General features: G+C 70.1%; 18 protein-coding genes. 2 read left to right on the forward strand and 16 right to left on the reverse strand.

From position 1 onward, the window contains the following. Positions 1–38 precede the first annotated feature (38 nt). Positions 39–476, reverse strand: a complete 438-nt coding sequence (locus CJ226_RS04905; RefSeq protein WP_062637614.1) for a PIN domain-containing protein — start codon at positions 474–476, stop codon at positions 39–41. Further along, positions 439–672 carry an AbrB/MazE/SpoVT family DNA-binding domain-containing protein gene (locus CJ226_RS04910; protein WP_231868294.1) on the reverse strand — a complete coding sequence of 78 codons (234 nt, stop codon included), beginning with the start codon at positions 670–672 and terminating at the stop codon, positions 439–441. The genes CJ226_RS04905 and CJ226_RS04910 overlap by 38 nt, the downstream gene beginning before the upstream one ends. A gap of 78 nt (positions 673–750) precedes the next feature. Between CJ226_RS04910 and CJ226_RS04915 the strand changes: the two genes are divergently transcribed. After that, positions 751–1,458: a ZIP family metal transporter gene (locus CJ226_RS04915; protein ID WP_062637612.1), complete on the forward strand. Its 708-nt coding sequence runs from the start codon at positions 751–753 to the stop codon at positions 1,456–1,458. Between the two features lie 22 nt (positions 1,459–1,480). Here CJ226_RS04915 and CJ226_RS04920 read toward each other — a convergent pair whose 3' ends face one another. From CJ226_RS04920 to CJ226_RS04985, 14 genes are all read right to left on the reverse strand, one after another. Continuing rightward, positions 1,481–1,876, reverse strand: coding sequence for a pyridoxamine 5'-phosphate oxidase family protein (locus CJ226_RS04920; RefSeq protein WP_062637610.1), 396 nt, complete (start codon positions 1,874–1,876; stop codon positions 1,481–1,483). An 82-nt stretch (positions 1,877–1,958) separates the two neighbouring features. Next, complete coding sequence (locus tag CJ226_RS04925) at positions 1,959–2,549, reverse strand: hypothetical protein (protein WP_146008201.1); 591 nt, start codon at positions 2,547–2,549, stop codon at positions 1,959–1,961. Positions 2,550–2,646: 97 nt separating this feature from the next. After that, positions 2,647–3,450 (reverse strand): hypothetical protein, encoded by an 804-nt coding sequence (locus CJ226_RS04930; protein ID WP_062637606.1) that lies wholly within the window; start codon positions 3,448–3,450, stop codon positions 2,647–2,649. Then, on the reverse strand, positions 3,447–3,770 hold the full coding sequence (locus CJ226_RS04935; protein WP_062637605.1) for a hypothetical protein: 324 nt from the start codon (positions 3,768–3,770) through the stop codon (positions 3,447–3,449). Before CJ226_RS04935 ends, CJ226_RS04930 begins: the two co-directional genes overlap by 4 nt. An 8-nt stretch (positions 3,771–3,778) precedes the next feature. Then, on the reverse strand, positions 3,779–4,264 hold the full coding sequence (locus CJ226_RS04940) for a hypothetical protein (protein WP_146008202.1): 486 nt from the start codon (positions 4,262–4,264) through the stop codon (positions 3,779–3,781). 208 nt (positions 4,265–4,472) lie between these two features. Further along, entirely contained in the window at positions 4,473–5,576 is a 1,104-nt protein-coding gene (locus CJ226_RS04945; protein ID WP_102208485.1) for a DUF4064 domain-containing protein, read from the reverse strand. Next, the gene (locus tag CJ226_RS04950) at positions 5,570–6,313 is read right to left on the reverse strand and encodes a hypothetical protein (protein ID WP_062637598.1); all 744 of its coding nucleotides are present in this window, start codon (positions 6,311–6,313) and stop codon (positions 5,570–5,572) included. Before CJ226_RS04950 ends, CJ226_RS04945 begins: the two co-directional genes overlap by 7 nt. A gap of 127 nt (positions 6,314–6,440) precedes the next feature. Beyond that, positions 6,441–9,944: a PKD domain-containing protein gene (locus CJ226_RS04955; protein WP_257996520.1), complete on the reverse strand. Its 3,504-nt coding sequence runs from the start codon at positions 9,942–9,944 to the stop codon at positions 6,441–6,443. 215 nt (positions 9,945–10,159) lie between these two features. After that, positions 10,160–11,212: a VWA domain-containing protein gene (locus CJ226_RS04960; protein ID WP_102208486.1), complete on the reverse strand. Its 1,053-nt coding sequence runs from the start codon at positions 11,210–11,212 to the stop codon at positions 10,160–10,162. Then, on the reverse strand, positions 11,209–12,195 hold the full coding sequence (locus CJ226_RS04965) for a VWA domain-containing protein (protein WP_257996521.1): 987 nt from the start codon (positions 12,193–12,195) through the stop codon (positions 11,209–11,211). Before CJ226_RS04965 ends, CJ226_RS04960 begins: the two co-directional genes overlap by 4 nt. Beyond that, on the reverse strand, positions 12,186–12,674 hold the full coding sequence (locus tag CJ226_RS04970; protein WP_062637591.1) for a hypothetical protein: 489 nt from the start codon (positions 12,672–12,674) through the stop codon (positions 12,186–12,188). The genes CJ226_RS04965 and CJ226_RS04970 overlap by 10 nt, the downstream gene beginning before the upstream one ends. Then, positions 12,661–13,548, reverse strand: coding sequence for a DUF58 domain-containing protein (locus CJ226_RS04975; protein WP_062637589.1), 888 nt, complete (start codon positions 13,546–13,548; stop codon positions 12,661–12,663). Before CJ226_RS04975 ends, CJ226_RS04970 begins: the two co-directional genes overlap by 14 nt. Before the next feature lie 31 nt (positions 13,549–13,579). Then, positions 13,580–14,587 carry an AAA family ATPase gene (locus CJ226_RS04980; protein ID WP_374754523.1) on the reverse strand — a complete coding sequence of 336 codons (1,008 nt, stop codon included), beginning with the start codon at positions 14,585–14,587 and terminating at the stop codon, positions 13,580–13,582. 180 nt (positions 14,588–14,767) lie between these two features. Beyond that, positions 14,768–15,700, reverse strand: coding sequence for a DMT family transporter (locus tag CJ226_RS04985; protein WP_257996522.1), 933 nt, complete (start codon positions 15,698–15,700; stop codon positions 14,768–14,770). 214 nt (positions 15,701–15,914) lie between these two features. Here CJ226_RS04985 and CJ226_RS04990 point away from each other — a divergent pair, with 214 nt between their 5' ends. Continuing rightward, a complete protein-coding gene (locus CJ226_RS04990; protein ID WP_102208489.1) occupies positions 15,915–17,276 on the forward strand; it encodes an NAD(P)-binding domain-containing protein in 1,362 nt (453 codons plus the stop codon). The last annotated feature ends 89 nt before the right edge of the window (positions 17,277–17,365 follow it).

Raw genomic sequence — 17,365 nt, forward strand, 5'->3', positions numbered from 1 at the left:
CCCAGTCTATCGGCGGCGGCGTGTCGCCCCGTCTCGCCTCAGACGAGCCGCGTCATGACGCCCAGCGCCGCATAGGTGCCCAGCGCGCGGCGATCGCACGTCACGAGCGGGGCGCCGGCATCCCGTGCGGCGAGGCCCACGAGGCCGTCATAGACCGCCCCGCCGGAGATCCCCGCATCGGCGAGAACATCGACGGCGGTGCGAGCGGTGTGCTCCGAGAGTGACACCGAACGGGGAAAGGCGGTGCGGATGGCGAGCGCGGCGGCCGACGGGGTCAGCCGATCGGGGGGCGGCAGGCGGGTCAGGACGGAGTACGTCTCTGCCGAGGCGTGTCCGGCGAGGCCGAGGGTCGCGCCGGCGCAGAAGGTCTGCACCGCGCCGTGCGCCGTGTGGTCTTCCACGAGAAGAGCGACCGCCGCACTCGTGTCGAGCACGAAGTCAGCGCTGGTCGGCAAGGCGGAGCTCGCGAACGTCATCAGCTGTGAGGGTGGTGCCGGAAGAGCGGACGACCAGGCGGCCGTCCTTCTCGACGAGGTTGTCGGGGGCCTCGATCTCGATCCGGATGCCGTTGCCGTCGAGGACGAGGTCCACCGGCCCGGGAACCAATCCGACACGCTCGCGGAGTGCGGCGGGGATGACGATTCGTCCTGCCTTGTCCATGGTTGCCTTCATGCCGGGAGAATACCATTCGGATGGGTGGCACGGGTGTCGGCTGCGTGAAGTGAGAGAGTGGACGCACGGAGGTCGGACATGGGTGGAGCGATTCTGTGGGGAGCCGTCGCGGCAGCTCCGCTGTTCGTCGGCGCGGTGCTCGCGATGCTGCGCACCTGGCCGCCGCGGTGGCTGGGCATCGTGCTGGGTTTCGGCGCCGGAGCGCTGATGGCCTCCATCGCCTTCGAGCTGTGGGAGGAGGGGCTCGACCGGGGTGGCCCGATCCCGCTCGTCACCGGCGTCGCCCTCGGAGCCCTCAGCTACTACATCGCCGCCCGCATCCTCGACGCCAGGGCCGCGAGGAAGAAGGGCGAGGCCGGGGGAGGCCAGCTCGCGGTGGGCGCCCTCCTCGACGGGATCCCGGAGCAGCTCGTCCTCGGCATCGGTCTCGCCTCGGGGGAGCCGGTGAGCATCGCGCTCGTCGTCGCCATCCTCGTCTCGAACCTTCCGGAGTCCATCGGCTCCGCCGCCGACCTGCTCGACGGCGGCATGCGGCGGTCCAGAGTGCTGCTGCTGTGGGCCGGCGTCGCCGTGGTGTGCGCGCTCGCCACCGTCGCCGGCTTCGCGCTGGCCAGCGTGACCGGCGAGGTCTTCCGTTCGGGGGCGAGCGGTTTCGCCGCGGGCGCCCTGCTCGTCATGCTGGTGGACTCGATGGTCCCGGAGGCGCAGTCGAAGGCGAAGGAGTCCACGGGGCTGGCGACCGTCCTCGGATTCGCGCTCGCCGCCGGTCTCGCCTTCGCGTCCTGAGCCGCAGCCGTGACGCCGCGCGTCAGGCGCTGCCGCGGCGCACGCTGCGCCCGGTGATGCTCTGGATGCGGAATGACAGCGGAAGGTCGCGGTCGTCTCCGGCCCAGGGGTTCACCCGCGCCGCGGCGCCTGCGGCCCGGTCCTCCGGAACCCGCGACAGTGTGCCGTGCATCAGAACGCTCCACCCCATCCCCCCCAGCGGGTCGTGATAGTCCACCTCGAACGACACTTCGGCCGATGCGTCCGACAGCGCGGCCAGACGACCGTCCGGAGATGTCCGCAGGAGCAGCTCATGACCCGAGACGGCGAAGTTCACTGGATGGATCTTCACCCTGCCGTCGTCCAGGTAGCCGATGCGGCCCACCGTGGTGGTCGCCAGCAACTCGTAGGACTGCTGTTCGTCGAGTTCGTGGATCATGCGGACACTTCCTCCCCCTGTGCCGCCAGTGTAGCCACGGCGCGTCGGATCATCGAGGGCGCCCGTCCGGAATCACGACGACTCAGCGCGAGGGGAGCGCCACGACGTCGAACTGCACCTGGACGTCACCGGGGATGTCGGCGACGACGCTTCGGGTGCTGCTCGTCCCGGGAGTCAACAGGTTCGGGGCGAAGGCCGCCGTGATCGTGTACTCGCCCGGGTAGACGAGGTACAGCGACGGTGCGGTAGCCGCGTCGGAGGACAGAGGATCATCGATGCCTCCGATGCGGAACGGTGCCGGCTCGAAGGAGACCTTGCTCTGCACCGCGTCGATGAACAGCGAGAGGGTCAGGGACTGCGTGAGCACCCACTCCGACGACTCGTCGTCCCAGCGGACGTCCAGCGACGACTCGTGCGGTTGGCCGGCGAGCTCGTAGCGGAAGAACACGCGGCGCGCGTCATCATCACCGCTCACCGCGGGTGCCTCCTGCTCCACCGACACGTCCGTGATGCGGCCGTCCGCCGCTTGCAGGACCGCGTCGGAGCGGAGCGTCTCGAAGTCCCCGGTCTCTTCGGCCGTCGTGCCGTCATGCTGAGCGGCAACGGCGGCCTCGTCGAGGGCGGTCGCCGTGGTCGCGTCGCCCTGGGAGATCGCGGTGAGGTATTCGCTCACGATGGTCGATGGATCGGGCCGCTGGCTGCCTCCCGTACAGGCCGTCAGGACGATGGTCGACACCACGATGAAACCCGTGGCCGCCAGGGCGGAGCGTCTACTCGATCTGCGCAAAGGACGGCTTCCTCCACTCGATGAGGTCAAGCTGAAGCGAATCGAGCTTGTTGGACGTGTTCTGCGTCGCACTCACGAAGAGCTGGACCGCGCCGATGGTCGAGGCGACGGCGCCGAACATTGCCGTGACCAGCGAGAGCGCGGCGGCGATGATGCCGAGGACCGCGCCGACGCCTGAAGGGGACGTCAGCACTGCCGCCGCGAGGCTGAGGATGGCGGACACGACGCCCATGATGGCGATCACGGCCCCGCCGACGAAAGCAGCCAACTCGAGATAGTAGTTCTCGATATCGTCCGCGTGCGTCCGGAGCACGTCCTTGAGCGCGCTTGCGGCGGGCTCGACGCGGGCAAGATCGACGATCTGGTTCTCGATCGCGATTCCGTACCGCTTCGTGGGCTCGCCGTCGTCCCACGTCATGTAGCCGTCGAGCTTGTCCTTGTTGATGTCGAGCTGCACAGCGGCGTCGCCGATGCCGTCGATCTCGGAGGCGACCGCACGCAGCTCATCGGGGCTTCCGAGGTATCCGGCCGCCTCACGGAGGACGGCGATACGCGCGAGGCAGTCGTCCAGTGCCGCCAGCGCGGCATCGGTGATCCGCCGTACCATCCAGTCGATCACCGGCCCGGGGATCGGAATCGCGACGGTTCCCAGGCGCGCGTTCATGCTGGCTTCGACGGCACTCCGGATCAACCCCGGTGCGATGCGGATGGTGTCGCGCACGCTCCGCTCCGCCTCGTCGAGCTGGCTGATGATCTGCCGCCGGAGGGCGTCCACATAGCTGCTCACAGCGATGCCATCTCCTGTTCGACGCGAGCGATCTCGTCCTGCGCGTAGCCTTCCATCTCCATGTACTCGATGGAGGAGTCGAGCAACGCGCGTGCGATGCCCTCGAAGACTTCCTCGCCGTCGCGCAGATAGGTCCGGACGGCGGTCAGCGCGCCGGTGAAGGCGGTGAACAGCTCCGCGGATCCGGGGGCGATGGAGAACGCCTGGCGGTTCAGATCAAGGGCGTCGATCGTCTCGCCCCATCCTCGGAGCGTGAGGCTCCACTGCTGCCACGACTCGTTCGCGTCGGTGCGAAGAGCTTCCTCGTCGTACTCGGACATGGCTTCTCCTACTCGAATCGGTGGAACGTGTCGGACGCCTTGGCCGCCTGCTGGGCGACACGGAGGATCTCCTCTGCGAGCACGCGGTCGGAGCACGAGCGCACCCATTGGTCCTCGAGGTGCACGCTGCGCACGCTCCCGAAGGACGCGGTGACCGCGAGCTGGCCGAAGTCGTCCGAGATCGTGAGGGAGGGTGGCTCCTCCCCGGAGGTGACGGCGGCGATGATCGCCCTGGAGGCTTCGATCGGCAGAGCCGCACCGGTCGCCTGTGTCACCAGGAAGGCGGTATTGACGGCGGCCGTGTATTCGGCGGCGGAGCGGTCCTTCGCGGGGCCGTGGATCTCCAGTTCTGCCGGGAAGCCGGTCTCTGTCAGCGAGACCGTGACCTGCACGGCCTCCGTACCCACGTACGCGGAGATCTCGCGCTCGACCTCCCTTCGGCTGGCGCGCAGCTGCTCCTGCAGAGCCACCCCCTGCTCCTGCAGGAGCTGCATCCTCTCGAGAAGGGTCGCCTGCTCGCCCATCATGCCCACCGTGCATCCAGGGCTTCGGCGATGCTGCGGTTCGCTCCTTCGACCGCCGCTGCCGCCCCCCGTATGCGCCCCGGGTCGTATGACTTCACGGGACTCATGCGCCCCAGTGTAATTAGCGCCCGGGAGAACGCCAGGGATCGGCCCCGATCGAGGTGCTCGGTGCGGGTGATCACTCGAAGCCGGGGTACTCCTGCAGCCGCTCCTCGAACTCCGCGCGGTCGGCCTCGCTCAGCACCTTGCCGGCGATGACGACGAGCTGGAGCCCTTCGATCGGCTCTCCGGTGCGCGCACTCTGTGCCTCCCGCGAGGTGCGGAAGCCGCCGTCGGCGTCGTTCGACAGGTCGTAGATGTTCGCGTAGAAGCGCAAGGGGTCGGGGTAGTTCTCCGTGTAGTACTCCCACGTCGTCTGCGCGCGCGGGTCGTCGCTGCCGTAGAGCTTGGCGATCATGGACGGGTCGATGCCGGAGCCCGCGGGGTCGTTGAACGAGTACAGGTTCCACAGGCCGTGCTCCGCCACCACCTCGTCGATCGCGGCCATCACCTCGAGCTTGCGCGGGTAGCCCTGCACGGGCTGCTCGGTCGCCCAGGCCGCCGACGTGTACTCCGACAGCATCGACTCGCCGCCGTAGCCGTTCCGCTCCGGTCGCACGTCTTCCTCGCCGACCTGGACCCAGGTGAACCCGAAGTCCGCGGCGAGCCGCTCGCGGATGTCGGCGAAGAGAGCGTCCGCCTCGGCGCGGACCTCCTCCATGGACTGCTGGGTGAGCGCTTCCTGCGGGGCCGTGCCCTTGATCCCGGGGTAGGCCTCCGCATGCCGCTGCTCCGCGGTCTTCACGCCTTCGTAGTTGCCCGACGCCGAGGTGCGCAGTGCGCTGAGCGCCCCGACCGTTGCGACGTTGAACAGGATGGCGAGGACGAGCGCGATGATCCCGAGACGCCGTCCACCAGGCGTGAAGAGCGCGGCCACGATCACTCCCAGCACCACGAGTTGCAGCGTGATCATCGTCACGCCGTACAGCAGGTCGGTGCCGCCGACCACGAGCGTGCCGAACAGGATCAGGACGAAGAGGATCGCGGCGACCAGCGCGATCCAGCCCAGGGCATTCGCCGAGGGCTTCTTCTCCTCGGGCGGCAGCGGGGAGAGGGCGGGCGGCGTGGGACCGACCTGCTGCTGCCGCCGGGCGCCGCGATAGCCCCCGGGTGGCGGGACCGGCGGGGCGCCCTCGGTGCCGCCCACATACCGGGCGCGCTGTCGCTCGTGATCGCTCACCATGGCTTGTCCGCCCCGGTGCCGCCGGGCTCATCGCCCTGCTGCTGATCGCGTTCCTGCGTCCCCTGCTCGAGCTTGTCCTGGAGATCCTGAAGCTTGTCCTCCGACGGCTGCGGCTCCTCCTGCTGTTCCTGCTCGTCCTGGGGCTGCTGTTCCTGCTCCTGCTGTTTCTGCTTGAGGCGGTCCTCGGTGCTGTCGAGGGTGTCCGTCATGTCGCGCTCGGGATCGGGAGACTGCTGCTGCGCCTCCTCGCTGTGGCACTCCTCCGGGGTCTCGACGGTGATCGTCAGCGCCTCGCCGTAGAGGGCGGTCGCCCCGGCACCGTCGCCCTCGGCCCTGGCGGCATCGCCCATCCGCTCGACCACGAGGGCGAGGTTGATCCGGACCGGGCAGACCTCGAGCCCGCTGGCGAGACCCAGGGCACGCTCCAGTTCTGCGCGGGAGGCGGGGAGTTCATCGGCCCCGGCCAGTGCGGTGCCGATGTTGTACGGCGCCTTGAACGGCTCGAACCAGTTAAGGACGTCCTGTCCTCGCGCCGAGGACTCGGAACCCGCGAAGTCGTCGACGACGTAAGCGGTGATGGCCTGATGGGCGAACGCGTACATGCTGAGCAGTTTGCCGACGAAGAGCAGCGCGGCGAGGGTGAGCGGGATCGTCCCGATCGCGACCCAGCGGCGGATGAGCCGGCGACGGCGGTTCGAGCGGAGGAGGTCTGTGGCGGCCTCGTCCCGGGCAGGCATCACGACGCACCTCCTCCCCTGTCGTCGCGTCTGAACATCCTATCCGCGGCCAGTGGACGGGAGGCTCCAGACGACGGACGCCGGCCCCGAGGCGATCGAGGCCGGCGTCCGTGCGTGGGCGGTCCGGTTACTCCGCCGCCCTGACGCGGAACGTGTCGAAGGACACGCCGAGCGGTGCGGTCGCGCTCGCCGAGCGGCTGCCGCTCAGGCCCACGCCACCCGCTGGCAGCGGGGCGGCGTCGGTCGCCCGCAGCTGCCAGTCGGCGGGCTCCGCGGTATCGGCCGCCCAGAGCTTCGCGACGAGGGAGGTCTTGTCCGTCCCCGTCACGGCGACCTTGAGCGTGTACGCGGTGCCCGGCGTGACCGCGACGCCGCTCAGAGCCCGGGTCGCGAGGACGGTGCCGTCGCGGTGGGCCACGAGCCAGACCGTGCCGTCCGGGCGGAGCCACGCGCGCACGAGGTACCGACCGGCGGACGAGTCCCGGGCGATGACCCCGATGTAGGAGCCTCCCGTGCTCGACGGCTGATCCACGCGGAAGGTCGTCTCCAGCGTCGGGTTCGGCACCGACGGGGCGTTCAGCGTCGCGTGGCGGGTGTCTCCCGCGGCCAGCTTCAGCTGCCCCGAGCCGTCGGCGACGCTGGCCGCCGCGGCGGATCCGCCGGTGATCTTCCAGGCGCCGCCGGCGAGGGCTTCGCCCCAGCCGGGACCGGCCGTGCGGTCGAACTCGTCGCTCGCGAGCGGCGCGGGCTCCGCCACCACGGCTTCCCGGGTGGTCGTCGCCGAGCCCCCGACGTCGTCCGTCACGGTGAGGGTGACCGTCCGCGTGCCGGCCGTCGCGTACGTGTGCGTCGCCGACGCGCCTTCGCCGGTCGTGCCGTCACCCCAGTCCCAGCGGTAGCTGCGGACGGTGCCGTCGGCGTCCGTCGACGCCGACGCGTCCGCCGATACCGTCAGTCCCGACACCGAGAGCGTGAACGAGGCGGTGGGCAGCGCGTTCGCGCCCTGAACCACCACCGGCTTCGTGACCGATCCCACGAGGTTCTGACTGTCGGTGACCGTGAGCTTGACCGGGTACGTGCCGGGCTTCGCGTACGTGTGCGTCGGCGTCTTGCCGGTGCCCGTCGAACCGTCGCCGAAGTCCCAGCGATAGTCCGAGATCGTGGTGGACCCCGGGGGCACGGACGTGCTCGCGTCGAACGCGACATCGAGGCCGGTGGCCGTTGCGGTGAACGCGGCGACCGGGGCCGTGGAGCCCTTGCCCACCCAATAGTGCGTCTTGACCTGTGCGGCGCTCAGCCCGTACGGGTACACGGCGAACTCGTCGACGGCGCCCGTCAGCGAGAGCGAGTTCGGGGTGTTCGGCCAGTTGGCGAGCTTCCCTCTGCCGATCTTCCAGAAGCCCTCGTAGTCCTGCCCCTTGGTCACTCCGGTGATCTGATCGTTCAGTTCCCCGTCGACGAAGAGCTTCATCCCTTCGGGACTCACGGAGGCGACGACGTGGTGCCACCGGTTGTCGTTGTAGGCGGCCTTGGTCGTGATGACCTTCGTGCTGCCGTCGTAGACCCCGAAGTTGAGGCGGCCGTCGTTCGACAGGTAGACGTTCCGATCGTGGTTCCTCGAGAAGCCCGCGGCGGAGCTCTCGAAGTCGAAGAGCAGCCCGCCGCTGGTCGTCGACGTCTGGAACCACATCTCGGCCGAGTACGACTCCGGCGCCCGCATCTTGGTGGTGGTGTCGACACGTCCCGTCTCGGTGCCGTCGAGCGCCGTGGCCCCCGCGAGCCCCTGCGGGACTCCCGACGACTGCGGCTTCGTTCCGGCCCGGAAGATCGGGCTGTTCGTGCCCGCGACGTCCTGGGCGACGGTTCCCAGCGGATAGTACAGCTGGGGCTCGTCGGCGAGGATGGCCGCGGAGTACGGCGGAGTCGTTCCCGCCGCCGTGACGGTCGCCGATGCACTCGTGACCGTGTTGCCGTCGCCGTCCGTCGCCGTGAACGTGTAGGTCTGCTGCGAGCCGGCCGGGGCTGTCGTGTCTTCGAAGGTGACGGCGGGCAGGTTCCACCACGTGGAGTCCACCTTCGTGGTGAGCAGCGGAGCGGGCGAACCGGCCCGGCGGAGCTCGTAGGTGAGCGTCAGGTCGTCTCGATCCCAGTTGGCCGGGATCGAGACCTTCACGGCGCCCGAGGCGAGCGAAGTCGCCGTCGGCGTCCACTTGTCTCCGGAGAGGCGGGGGCCGTCCTTCGCACCACCGGGCGGAGTCGTAGAGAAGCGCACGAGGCCCTCGAATCGACCGTTGTTGACCGAGCGGAACTCGCCGCCGATGGAGATCATGTTCCCCGTGCCGGTGATGGAGAGACCGGCCTGACCCAGACCGGTCGTCACGCCGACCGCCCAGTCGGGAGACCAGGCATACGGCGACGGCGCGGGGCTTCCGCCCCAGTCCTTGCGGCCCGGGGCGCCGGGCTGCGGGGCCAGCGTGCCGCGGGCGTCGGCGGTGTACGCCTCGGAGTACCTGTGCACGCGCGGCGCTTGCTCGGGGTGCAGACCCAGCGTCTCGCAGGTGTGGGTGTGGCTGGTCGTGTAGACGACCTTGCCGGTGGAGTAGACGCCGTAGTGGTCGCCGATGCAGTCCGCGATCCAGCGGACCTTTCCGGTGCCGGCCTCGGCGGCGAAGGTGCCCTCGAGGCTACCCGTCGCGGCGTCGGCGAAGCCCCACCCGGTGCCGTACACCCCGGTGGCATCGGCTGCGAGACCGAACGTCCCTGCCTTGCCGGCGTAGATGCCGGAGCCGGCGCCGTTCTTGACCGTCTTCGCCAGCTCCCACTCGGTGTTCAGCGCTCCGGTGGTCTTGTCGACGGAGGCGCTGCCGCGCATCTCGGTGTTGCCGTTGACCTGGGAGAAGCGTCCGCCCACGATCGTGTCGTTGCCCGCCGGGTCCATGACCATGGCATCGACCTGCAGGTCGGTCTGCGGAGCCCACGGACGGAGCGCGCCGTTCGTCGTGTCGAAGGCGGCCAGGTTCTTCCGCGGCGTGCCGTTGGCCTGGGTGAACAGGCCGCCCGCGTAGACGGTCGTGCCCGAGGTCGCCAGCGCGTAGACGCCGGATCCGCCGATGGAAGGCACGAAGCCCGGGACGAGCTCGCCGGTCTTCGCGTCGATCGCGGCGATGTTCCAGCGGTCCTTGCCGTTCACCTTGTTGAAGGAGCCGCCGATGTAGATGCGGGTGCCGTCGGGCGAAGCGGCGACGGCCTTGATCACGCCGTTGACCTGCGGAGCGAACGGCAGGAGCGCGCCCGTGTCGATGTCGTAGGCGAGCACGTTCGCGCGCGCCGTCAGCGCGGTCCCCGGTGCCGCCTTCGGCTCCCGGGCGTTGTCGAACTTGCCGACCGCGTACACGGTCGAGCCGATCGTCGTCTGCGCCCAGACGTACCCGTTGTCGATCTGCACGGTCGGGATCGGATCGGATGTCACGACGTTCTCATCCCGCTGCAGCAGCGGAGGCAGTCCGCCCGGATCGTCGGCCGCGGCGGCGGCACCGCCGCCGAGGGCGACCAGCCCCGCTGTGACCATCACCCCCACGATCAGCCCGGCCACGCCCGTGCGTGCGCGCTTCCAGACAGCACTGTTCCCCATGTGTGTTCCCCAGTCATTCGATGGCCGACCCCACGTCGGCACGTCATCGTCGGACGATCGACCGCGAGAGCTCCCCCAGAGATGCTCGGACCGCGGCGGTTCGTTCCGACGAACCCCCGCCGAAGTCATAGAAGCCTCCGGCGGGTAACACAATACCATCACCGGACGCGGAGTACACGCCGTACCCGCACGGATCCCCGGGGTCTCGGGGCCTGTCAGGGTGTGTCGAGTGGAGCGGGCCGTGCCGAGCGGGGAGCCCGCAGCCCGCGGAGCCGGGCGACCAGGATCGTCGCGCGCGTGAGCTCCACGCCGAGCGCGGCGAGGACGACCAGCGCGGCGACCCAGTACAGCTCGATCACGTTCCCCACCTCGCCGGCGTCGGCGTAGGCGGTGGTGCTCGACGGTGCGGCGGGGAGGGAGGGAGCCACCCCCGCCTCCCGGTGCTCGTATCCGACGCCCAGCTGCCCGGCGATCGTCTCGAGGTTCCCCTCGTCGATGACGGACAGCGCATCCGCACCCTGGTACTGGATGTACTCGGAGTCGCTCTGATCGAGGCCGCCCGTCGTCACGCGCATGGGTCCGCCCTCCGCCGTCCCGTATCCGAAGACGGCTCCGGCGTCGGTGTAGCGCGCGCTGTCGGCGAAGGACTCCGGGGCGGAGCCCGTGGTCTGCTCGCCGTCGCCGAAGTAGAAGACCATGCGCGAACGGTCCGGCGATGACTCCGCCGCGGCCGCGAGGGTCTCGCTCAGCAGCGGAGCGGCCACGCCGATCGAACTGCCGCGCGACTGGCTCGTGACCTCGGGGCGCAGCACGTCGAGGGAGCCGAGCAGGGCCGTGGTGTCGGTGGTCAGCGGGATCCGCAGCTCGGCGGCCGCATCCGAGGTGACGAGGGCGAAGCGGGCGCCGGGGTACTCCTCCACGAGCGCACGGACGTCGGCGCGCACACCGTCGAGCCGGGGGGCGCCGTCGTCCCAGTCCTCGGCGACGATGCTCGCGGTGGTGTCGACGACGAGCACGATGTCGGTGTCGGTCGCCAGGGTCTGCGTGGAGCCTCCGGGGAGCCCCGGCCGCAGCAGCATCACGGCGCAGGCGAGCACCATCACGAGGCGCAGCGCCCAGAGGGACCGATGCACGGCGAGAGCACGTCGGTCGGTCACAACCTCGCCCCCGGCACGCGGAGCGCGCACGAGCATCCAGACGGCCACGCCGGCGACACCGGCGCACAGCAGCAGGATGAGGAACACGGGGAGCACGGGCTGGAAGATCACAGGCGCACCCTCCAGACCAGCACGACGAAGCCGAGCGCGAGGACCGACAGGACGGCGATCCACAGGTTCGGGGTGTCCGTCCAGACCACCTGCGCCTCGCCGCGCAGTGCCGTGGCCTCCTGCTTCTGAACCTCGTCGATGATGTCCGCGACCGTGGTCGTGTCGCGGAGCCCGTAGGCGGCGCCTCCCGTGGCCTCGGCGGCGGCGGCCAGCTCGGCGCTGACGTCGGCGTCCTTGCCCTCGACCGGGTTGATCGCGAACACCCGCACGTCCTTCGAGGCCGCATACGCCGCGGCCTCATCGAGCGTCACGATCGAGGCGCCGTTGATCTCGTTGTCCGTCGCGAAGATCACCGACCGCGACCGGTCGTCGTCCGGGTGATCGAAGCCCATGGTGCAGGCCGCGAGTCCGTCGCCGATGAGCGAGGCGCCGTCGCCGTTGAGCGTGCCCAGCCAGTGCTCCGGGATCTCGTCCACGTAGTCGAAGCTCGACATCATGCTCGCGAGGTGCTCGCGGATGAAGTCGTAGTCGTCGGTGAGGGGGAAGATCTGCACGGGAGAGCTGTTGAAGATCGTCAGGCCGATGCGCTCGCCCTCGAAGCCGTCGAGCATCTCGTCGAACACGGAGAGCACCTCGACGTCGACCTCCGACATCGACCCCGACACGTCCAGGCAGAGCATGATGTCGCGGCTCGTGTCGACGGGTTGGATCGTCTGGGCGGACATCGGACGCGCGGCCACGACGCCGGCGACCAGCGCGGCCCCCGCACCGAGGGCGAGCAGACCCGTCAGGGCGACGGCGCGACGGGACAGCGCCTGGCGGAAGGACGGCAGCGCTCGCAGCCGCTCCGCCCTGGCCACGCGAGCGGTGTCCGCCGCGCGCCGGTCCCGGTGACGGCGCAGGCCGACGGCGAGACCGATCGCCACCGCGGCGACGACGACCGCCGCGGCGAGGACCAGCATCCAGACGTTCGCTAGTGCCACGCGCGCACCACCGTCCTGGCGGCTTCGGCGCCGGCGACCGGATCGATGGCGGGTCCCTGCCGGAAGATGCTCGGATAGTAGTGGCGGCCCATCGCGTCGATGAGCGCCGGGTGCACGCCGCGGGAGACGAGGTCGTCGAGGGCGAGCACCGGTGCTTCCAGACCGCTGTACTCGTTGACGAACGTGCGCACGACGCGGCTCAACTCCAGGTTCGCCTGCCGCGCGGAGAGACGGCGGTCCCGGTAGTCGTGCTCGACGCGGTCGATGCGGTCGAGGTACTCCGAGCGCAGGGCGGACAGCACGTCGAGCGTGGACGGCTGCCCCGCATCCGCGGCCGCTCCGGAGGCGGCGGTGCGGGGGCGCGTGAGCCGGAACAGCAGCCACGTGCCGACGATCAGCAGGGCCAGGATGCCGAGCGCGAGCAGCATCCATCCCCACCCGTACTGCGCGGGCGGGTAGAGCTCGTCAGAACCGGGCATCGGACCTCCGGTTCAGCAGGTGCAGCAGCTGGGGAACGGCGTCGTCCTGACCGTCGAGCGCGGCGTGGCTGATCTCCATCCGCGTGAGCAGGTCGGCGAGCCGGGCGGCGTCGGCCGCACGCTGCGCACCGAGCTCGTTCACGATCGTGCGGTCGCCCTGGATGAAATCGGGGACCTCCCAGAGGCTGTCGACGTCGGCGCGCAGCCGGGCGGAACGGTGGTCGAGCACCGGTTCGGCGTCGCGCAGGGTGAGCCAGAGCACGTCGTGCTGCACACGCAGGCGGCGCAGCAGGCGCTCGGTCTCGGTGGTGACCGGGGCCTCGTCGGTGAGCACGACGACGATCATGCGCCGCGCGATCGTCCGCGTGACGAAGGACAGCAGGGCGTCGCGATCGCTGGGGGCCGCCGCGTCGTCGACCGCGCGGTCGATCGTCCGCAGCGCGTGTTCGAGGGCGCCCTCGCTGCGCCCCGGGGCCAGACGGCGGACGCGGGAGGCGTCGCCGTAGACGACCGTGAAGTCGTCGCCGTGCCTGAGCGTCAGCACCCCGAGGGCTCCGGTCGCCAGGATCGCCAGGTCCTTCTTCGAGCGCTCGTCCGCGGCGAGAGCGGTCATCGAGCGTCCCGTGTCGACGACGAACATCACCGTGTGCATGCGCGTGGCCCGCGACCGCTTGACCAACGGTGTGCCGAGGCGGGCGGTCGCGCGCCAGTCGATGTCGCGCACCTGGTCGCCGTACTCGTACTTGCGCAGGTCCTCGAAGTCGAGGCTCCGCCCGTGCAGCAACGACGCGTAGGCGCCGTCGAGCGCGTGCAGCGACTTGCGGTTCGAGTGGATGAAGAGCTTGCTCTTCACCTGCGTGATGAGGCTGGGCATCGGGCGCGGGATCCCTGAACGTGTCGGCGGGTCAGGGGGTGGGCACGGCGGCGAAGATCTGATCGATGATCTCCTCGCTGCGGATGCCCTCGGCGTCGGCCTCGAACGTCAGCAGCACGCGGTGCCGCAGCACGAGGTGACGCAGGGCGCGGATGTCCTCGGGAAGGACGTGGGTCCGGCCGCTGAGGAGGGCGAGGGCGCGGGAGGCCTGGAGGAAGGCGATGCTGGCCCGAGGGCTCGCGCCGTACTTGATGAAGCGGGCACGCTCCTCCCCGATGTACGGCGCGGGATTCCGGGTCACATACGCGATCGACACGATGTAGTTGCGGATCGCGGGGTCGACGTAGATGCGGCTCGCGACGTCCTGCAGCAGGTGCACGTCATCCAGCGTGACGGCGCTGTGCACGTGCCGGTCGGGGTCGAGCACTCCCGAGTCGATGCGGCTGAGGATCTCGAACTCCTCCGCCGGGCTCGGGTACTCGACGATCTCCTTGAGGAGGAACCGGTCCATCTGCGCCTCGGGCAGCTCGTAGGTGCCCTCCTGCTCGATGGGGTTCTGCGTCGCGATCACGAGGAACGGCTTCGGCAGCGGGTGGATCTCGCCGCCGATGGTGGTCTGGTGCTCCTGCATCGCCTCGAGCATGGCGCTCTGGGTCTTGGCGCTGGAGCGGTTGATCTCGTCGAGCAGCACGAAGTTCGCGTGCACGGGGCCGAGCACCGTCCGGAAGCTGCCCGTCGCGGCGTCGTAGATCTGGTTGCCCGTGATGTCGCTCGGCAGGAGGTCGGGCGTGCACTGGATGCGCTTGAACTTCGCCTTCACGGTGTCGGCGAGCGTGCTGGCGGCAGTGGTCTTGGCGAGGCCGGGCACGCTCTCCAGGAGGATGTGGCCGCCGGCGATGAGCGCCACGAGCAGGCTGGTGCGCAGGCGCTCCTGGCCCACCATCTTCGCGGAGTACGCGTCCGAGATCGTCTGCAGCACGGCACCGGCGCGCGCCATCTCGGCGTCGGTCGGAGCGGCGGCGGGGGCCGCGGCGGCGATCGGCGCGGCGGACGCGGGCGGCGGCGGGGGTGCGGAGATCGTCGGCGGGGTCTGCGCGTCGGCGTCGGTCATCGGTCTTCGTCTCCCTCGGTCACACGCGGGCCCGAACGGCGCGCCCCTCCGCCGACCAGCGTAATCGCATCCTGAGCGCGCCGACCTCGACCCGCGCGGGCGGCGCGCTCAGCGCGAGCGCCGCCCGCGCATGCGCGTGATGAGCACGCCGAGCAGGCACAGCGCGCCGCCCACGAACATGAGCGGGGTGGGCACCTCCCCGAGGATCAGCCACGACAGGAGGATGGCGAGGGCCGGGACCACGTAGGTCGTCGCGGAGGTCTTCCCCGCGGTGCTGCGCTGCAGCACGTACGCCCAGGTGGTGAAGGCGATGGCGGTGGGGAAGATGCCGAGGTAGACCACCCACAGCGTCGCGTCGAGGGGCGCCGTCTGCACGTCGGCGATCAACGCGCCGAGCCAGGGAAGCAGGGCGATCGTGCCGGCGGCCGCCCCGAGCCAGGTCAGCGTGGTGGCGTCGACCCCCGAGGTGAGCAGGTGTTTCTGCAGCAGGGTGCACCCCGCGTACATGACCGCGGCGAGAAGGGCCAGCAGGAGGCCCGTGAGGTCGGGGCCGGTGCTGCTGGTGGAGTTCATGCCGATGAGGACCACCCCGAGGAAGGCGATGGGGGCGCCGATCACCAGGGGGCGGGGGAATCCCTCCCGGAGGAAGAGACCGCTGAAGACGACGACCATGAGCGGCGCCAGGTTCACGACCATCGCGGCGGTGCCGGCGTCGAGGGTCCGTTCGGCACTGTTGAGGGCCAGGTTGTAGATGCAGAACCATCCGACTCCCCACGCGGCGATCAGCAGCCAGTGGCGGCGCTCCGGGAGCCGGATGCCGTGCCGTAGCGCGATGATCGTCAGCACGAGGGTGCCTACGGCCATGCGCAGCAGCGCCAAGGCCCCGGGGTCGTAGTGCGGCCCTGCGCCACGGATCCCGATGAAGGCCGAGGCCCAGAGCACCACCGTCACCGCGGCCGCGAGCAGGACCAGGGCGCCGCGCGATCGCGCCGGCGAGCCCTGCGGGTCAAGTCGCTCCGATGCCCTGATGTCCTGTCGCACCGTCCGATCCTGGCACCGGCCGCCGACATCGGCGATGCGCGGAAGCGACAGCCGTCGTCGCATTCCCGCCAGCGTTGCCGCGGGGCACTGCTAACGTCGAAGAGCAGCCACTGTCCGGGCAGGTCGAGCGTTCCGCTCCCACCGGGGAAGAACTGTCCTCCTCTCCCGGATACGGCTGCGCCCGATACATGACGGAAGAGTTTGAGGACGATACGTGACGAACAGTGAACGAGTAGCGATCATCGGCGCCGGCCCCTCGGGGATGGCGCAGCTGCGGGCCTTCGAATCCGCAGCCCGTGCGGGGGCGGAGATCCCCGAACTGGTCTGCTTCGAGAAGCAGGCCGACTGGGGCGGCCAGTGGAACTACACCTGGCGCACCGGGCTGGACGAGTACGGCGAGCCCGTCCACTCCAGCATGTACCGCAACCTGTGGTCGAACGGCCCGAAGGAGGCCCTGGAGTTCGCCGACTACACCTTCGACGAGCACTTCGGACGGCCGATCTCGTCGTACCCGCCGCGTCCGGTGCTGTGGGACTACATCGCCGGGCGCCTCGCGAAGACGCAGGTGCGCGACCTCATCCGCTTCGAGACCGCGGTGCGCTGGGTGGAGTTCGACGAGGACCGCGAGGTGTTCCGTCTTACCAGCGAGCACCTGCCCACCGGGCGCACGACCACGGAGGAGTTCGACCGGGTCGTCGTGGCCAGCGGGCACTTCTCCTTCCCGAACGTGCCGCACTTCGACGGCATCGAGACCTTCCCGGGTTCCGTCGCCCACGCGCACGACTTCCGGGGCGCGGAGGCCCTCGCCGGGCGGGACGTGCTCGTGATCGGGTCGAGCTACTCGGCGGAGGACATCGGCAGCCAGGCCTTCAAGATGGGCGCCCGCTCGGTCACCGCGAGCTACCGGACCGCGCCGATGGGCTACGACTGGCCGGAGGGCTTCGAGGAGCGCCCGTGCGTCGAGCGCTTCGAGGGCCGCACCGTGCACTTCGCCGACGGCACCTCGAAGGAGGTCGACGCGGTCATCCTCTGCACCGGCTACCTGCACAAGTACCCGTTCCTGCCCGCGGAGCTCGCCCTGTCCTCGCCGAACAACGTCTACCCGGACGGGCTGTACCGGGGCGTGCTGTGGCAGGGCAACCCGCGCCTGGCCTACCTCGGCGCGCAGGACCAGTGGTTCACGTTCAACATGTTCGACGCGCAGGCGTGGTTCGTGCGCGACGTCATCCTCGGCCGGATCGCCCTGCCCGACGCGGGCGAGCGCGCCGCGTCCATCGCCGCGTGGCGGAAGCGATTCGCGGAGATCGACTCGGCGGCGACGGAGATCCGCTTCCAGGCGGACTACATCCGCGACCTGCTGGAGTGCACCGACTATCCGGCGTTCGACCTCGATCGCGTCGTGGAGATCTTCCTCGCCTGGAAGCACGACAAGAAGGCCGACATCATGGGCTACCGCGACCGCGTGTACCCCTCGGTCATGACCGGGACGCTCGCCGCCGCACACCACACCCCGTGGCTGGACGAGCTCGACGACTCCCTCGAGCGCTACCTCGAGGCCGACGCGCTCCTCGTCTGATCGCCGACCCACCCCCTTCCGGCCGTCCCACCCCTTTTCGTACGTTCGCAAGGGGGTGGGGCGCACGGGAAGGGGTGGGTCACGGCCTT

It is taken from the genome of Microbacterium sp. UMB0228 (assembly GCF_002871415.1).
GTDB lineage: Bacteria > Actinomycetota > Actinomycetes > Actinomycetales > Microbacteriaceae > Microbacterium.

Excerpts from the sequence above, each read along its gene's own strand:
- CJ226_RS04905 (WP_062637614.1), bottom strand. The coding sequence starts at position 476 with ATGACGTTCGCGAGCTCCGCCTTGCCGACCAGCGCTGACTTCGTGCTC.
- CJ226_RS04910 (WP_231868294.1), bottom strand. The coding sequence starts at position 672 with ATGAAGGCAACCATGGACAAGGCAGGACGAATCGTCATCCCCGCCGCA.
- CJ226_RS04915 (WP_062637612.1), top strand. The coding sequence starts at position 751 with ATGGGTGGAGCGATTCTGTGGGGAGCCGTCGCGGCAGCTCCGCTGTTC.
- CJ226_RS04920 (WP_062637610.1), bottom strand. The coding sequence starts at position 1,876 with ATGATCCACGAACTCGACGAACAGCAGTCCTACGAGTTGCTGGCGACC.
- CJ226_RS04935 (WP_062637605.1), bottom strand. The coding sequence starts at position 3,770 with ATGTCCGAGTACGACGAGGAAGCTCTTCGCACCGACGCGAACGAGTCG.
- CJ226_RS04940 (WP_146008202.1), bottom strand. The coding sequence starts at position 4,264 with ATGCAGCTCCTGCAGGAGCAGGGGGTGGCTCTGCAGGAGCAGCTGCGC.
- CJ226_RS04945 (WP_102208485.1), bottom strand. The coding sequence starts at position 5,576 with ATGGTGAGCGATCACGAGCGACAGCGCGCCCGGTATGTGGGCGGCACC.
- CJ226_RS04950 (WP_062637598.1), bottom strand. The coding sequence starts at position 6,313 with ATGCCTGCCCGGGACGAGGCCGCCACAGACCTCCTCCGCTCGAACCGC.
- CJ226_RS04955 (WP_257996520.1), bottom strand. The coding sequence starts at position 9,944 with ATGGGGAACAGTGCTGTCTGGAAGCGCGCACGCACGGGCGTGGCCGGG.
- CJ226_RS04970 (WP_062637591.1), bottom strand. The coding sequence starts at position 12,674 with ATGCCCGGTTCTGACGAGCTCTACCCGCCCGCGCAGTACGGGTGGGGA.
- CJ226_RS04975 (WP_062637589.1), bottom strand. The coding sequence starts at position 13,548 with ATGCCCAGCCTCATCACGCAGGTGAAGAGCAAGCTCTTCATCCACTCG.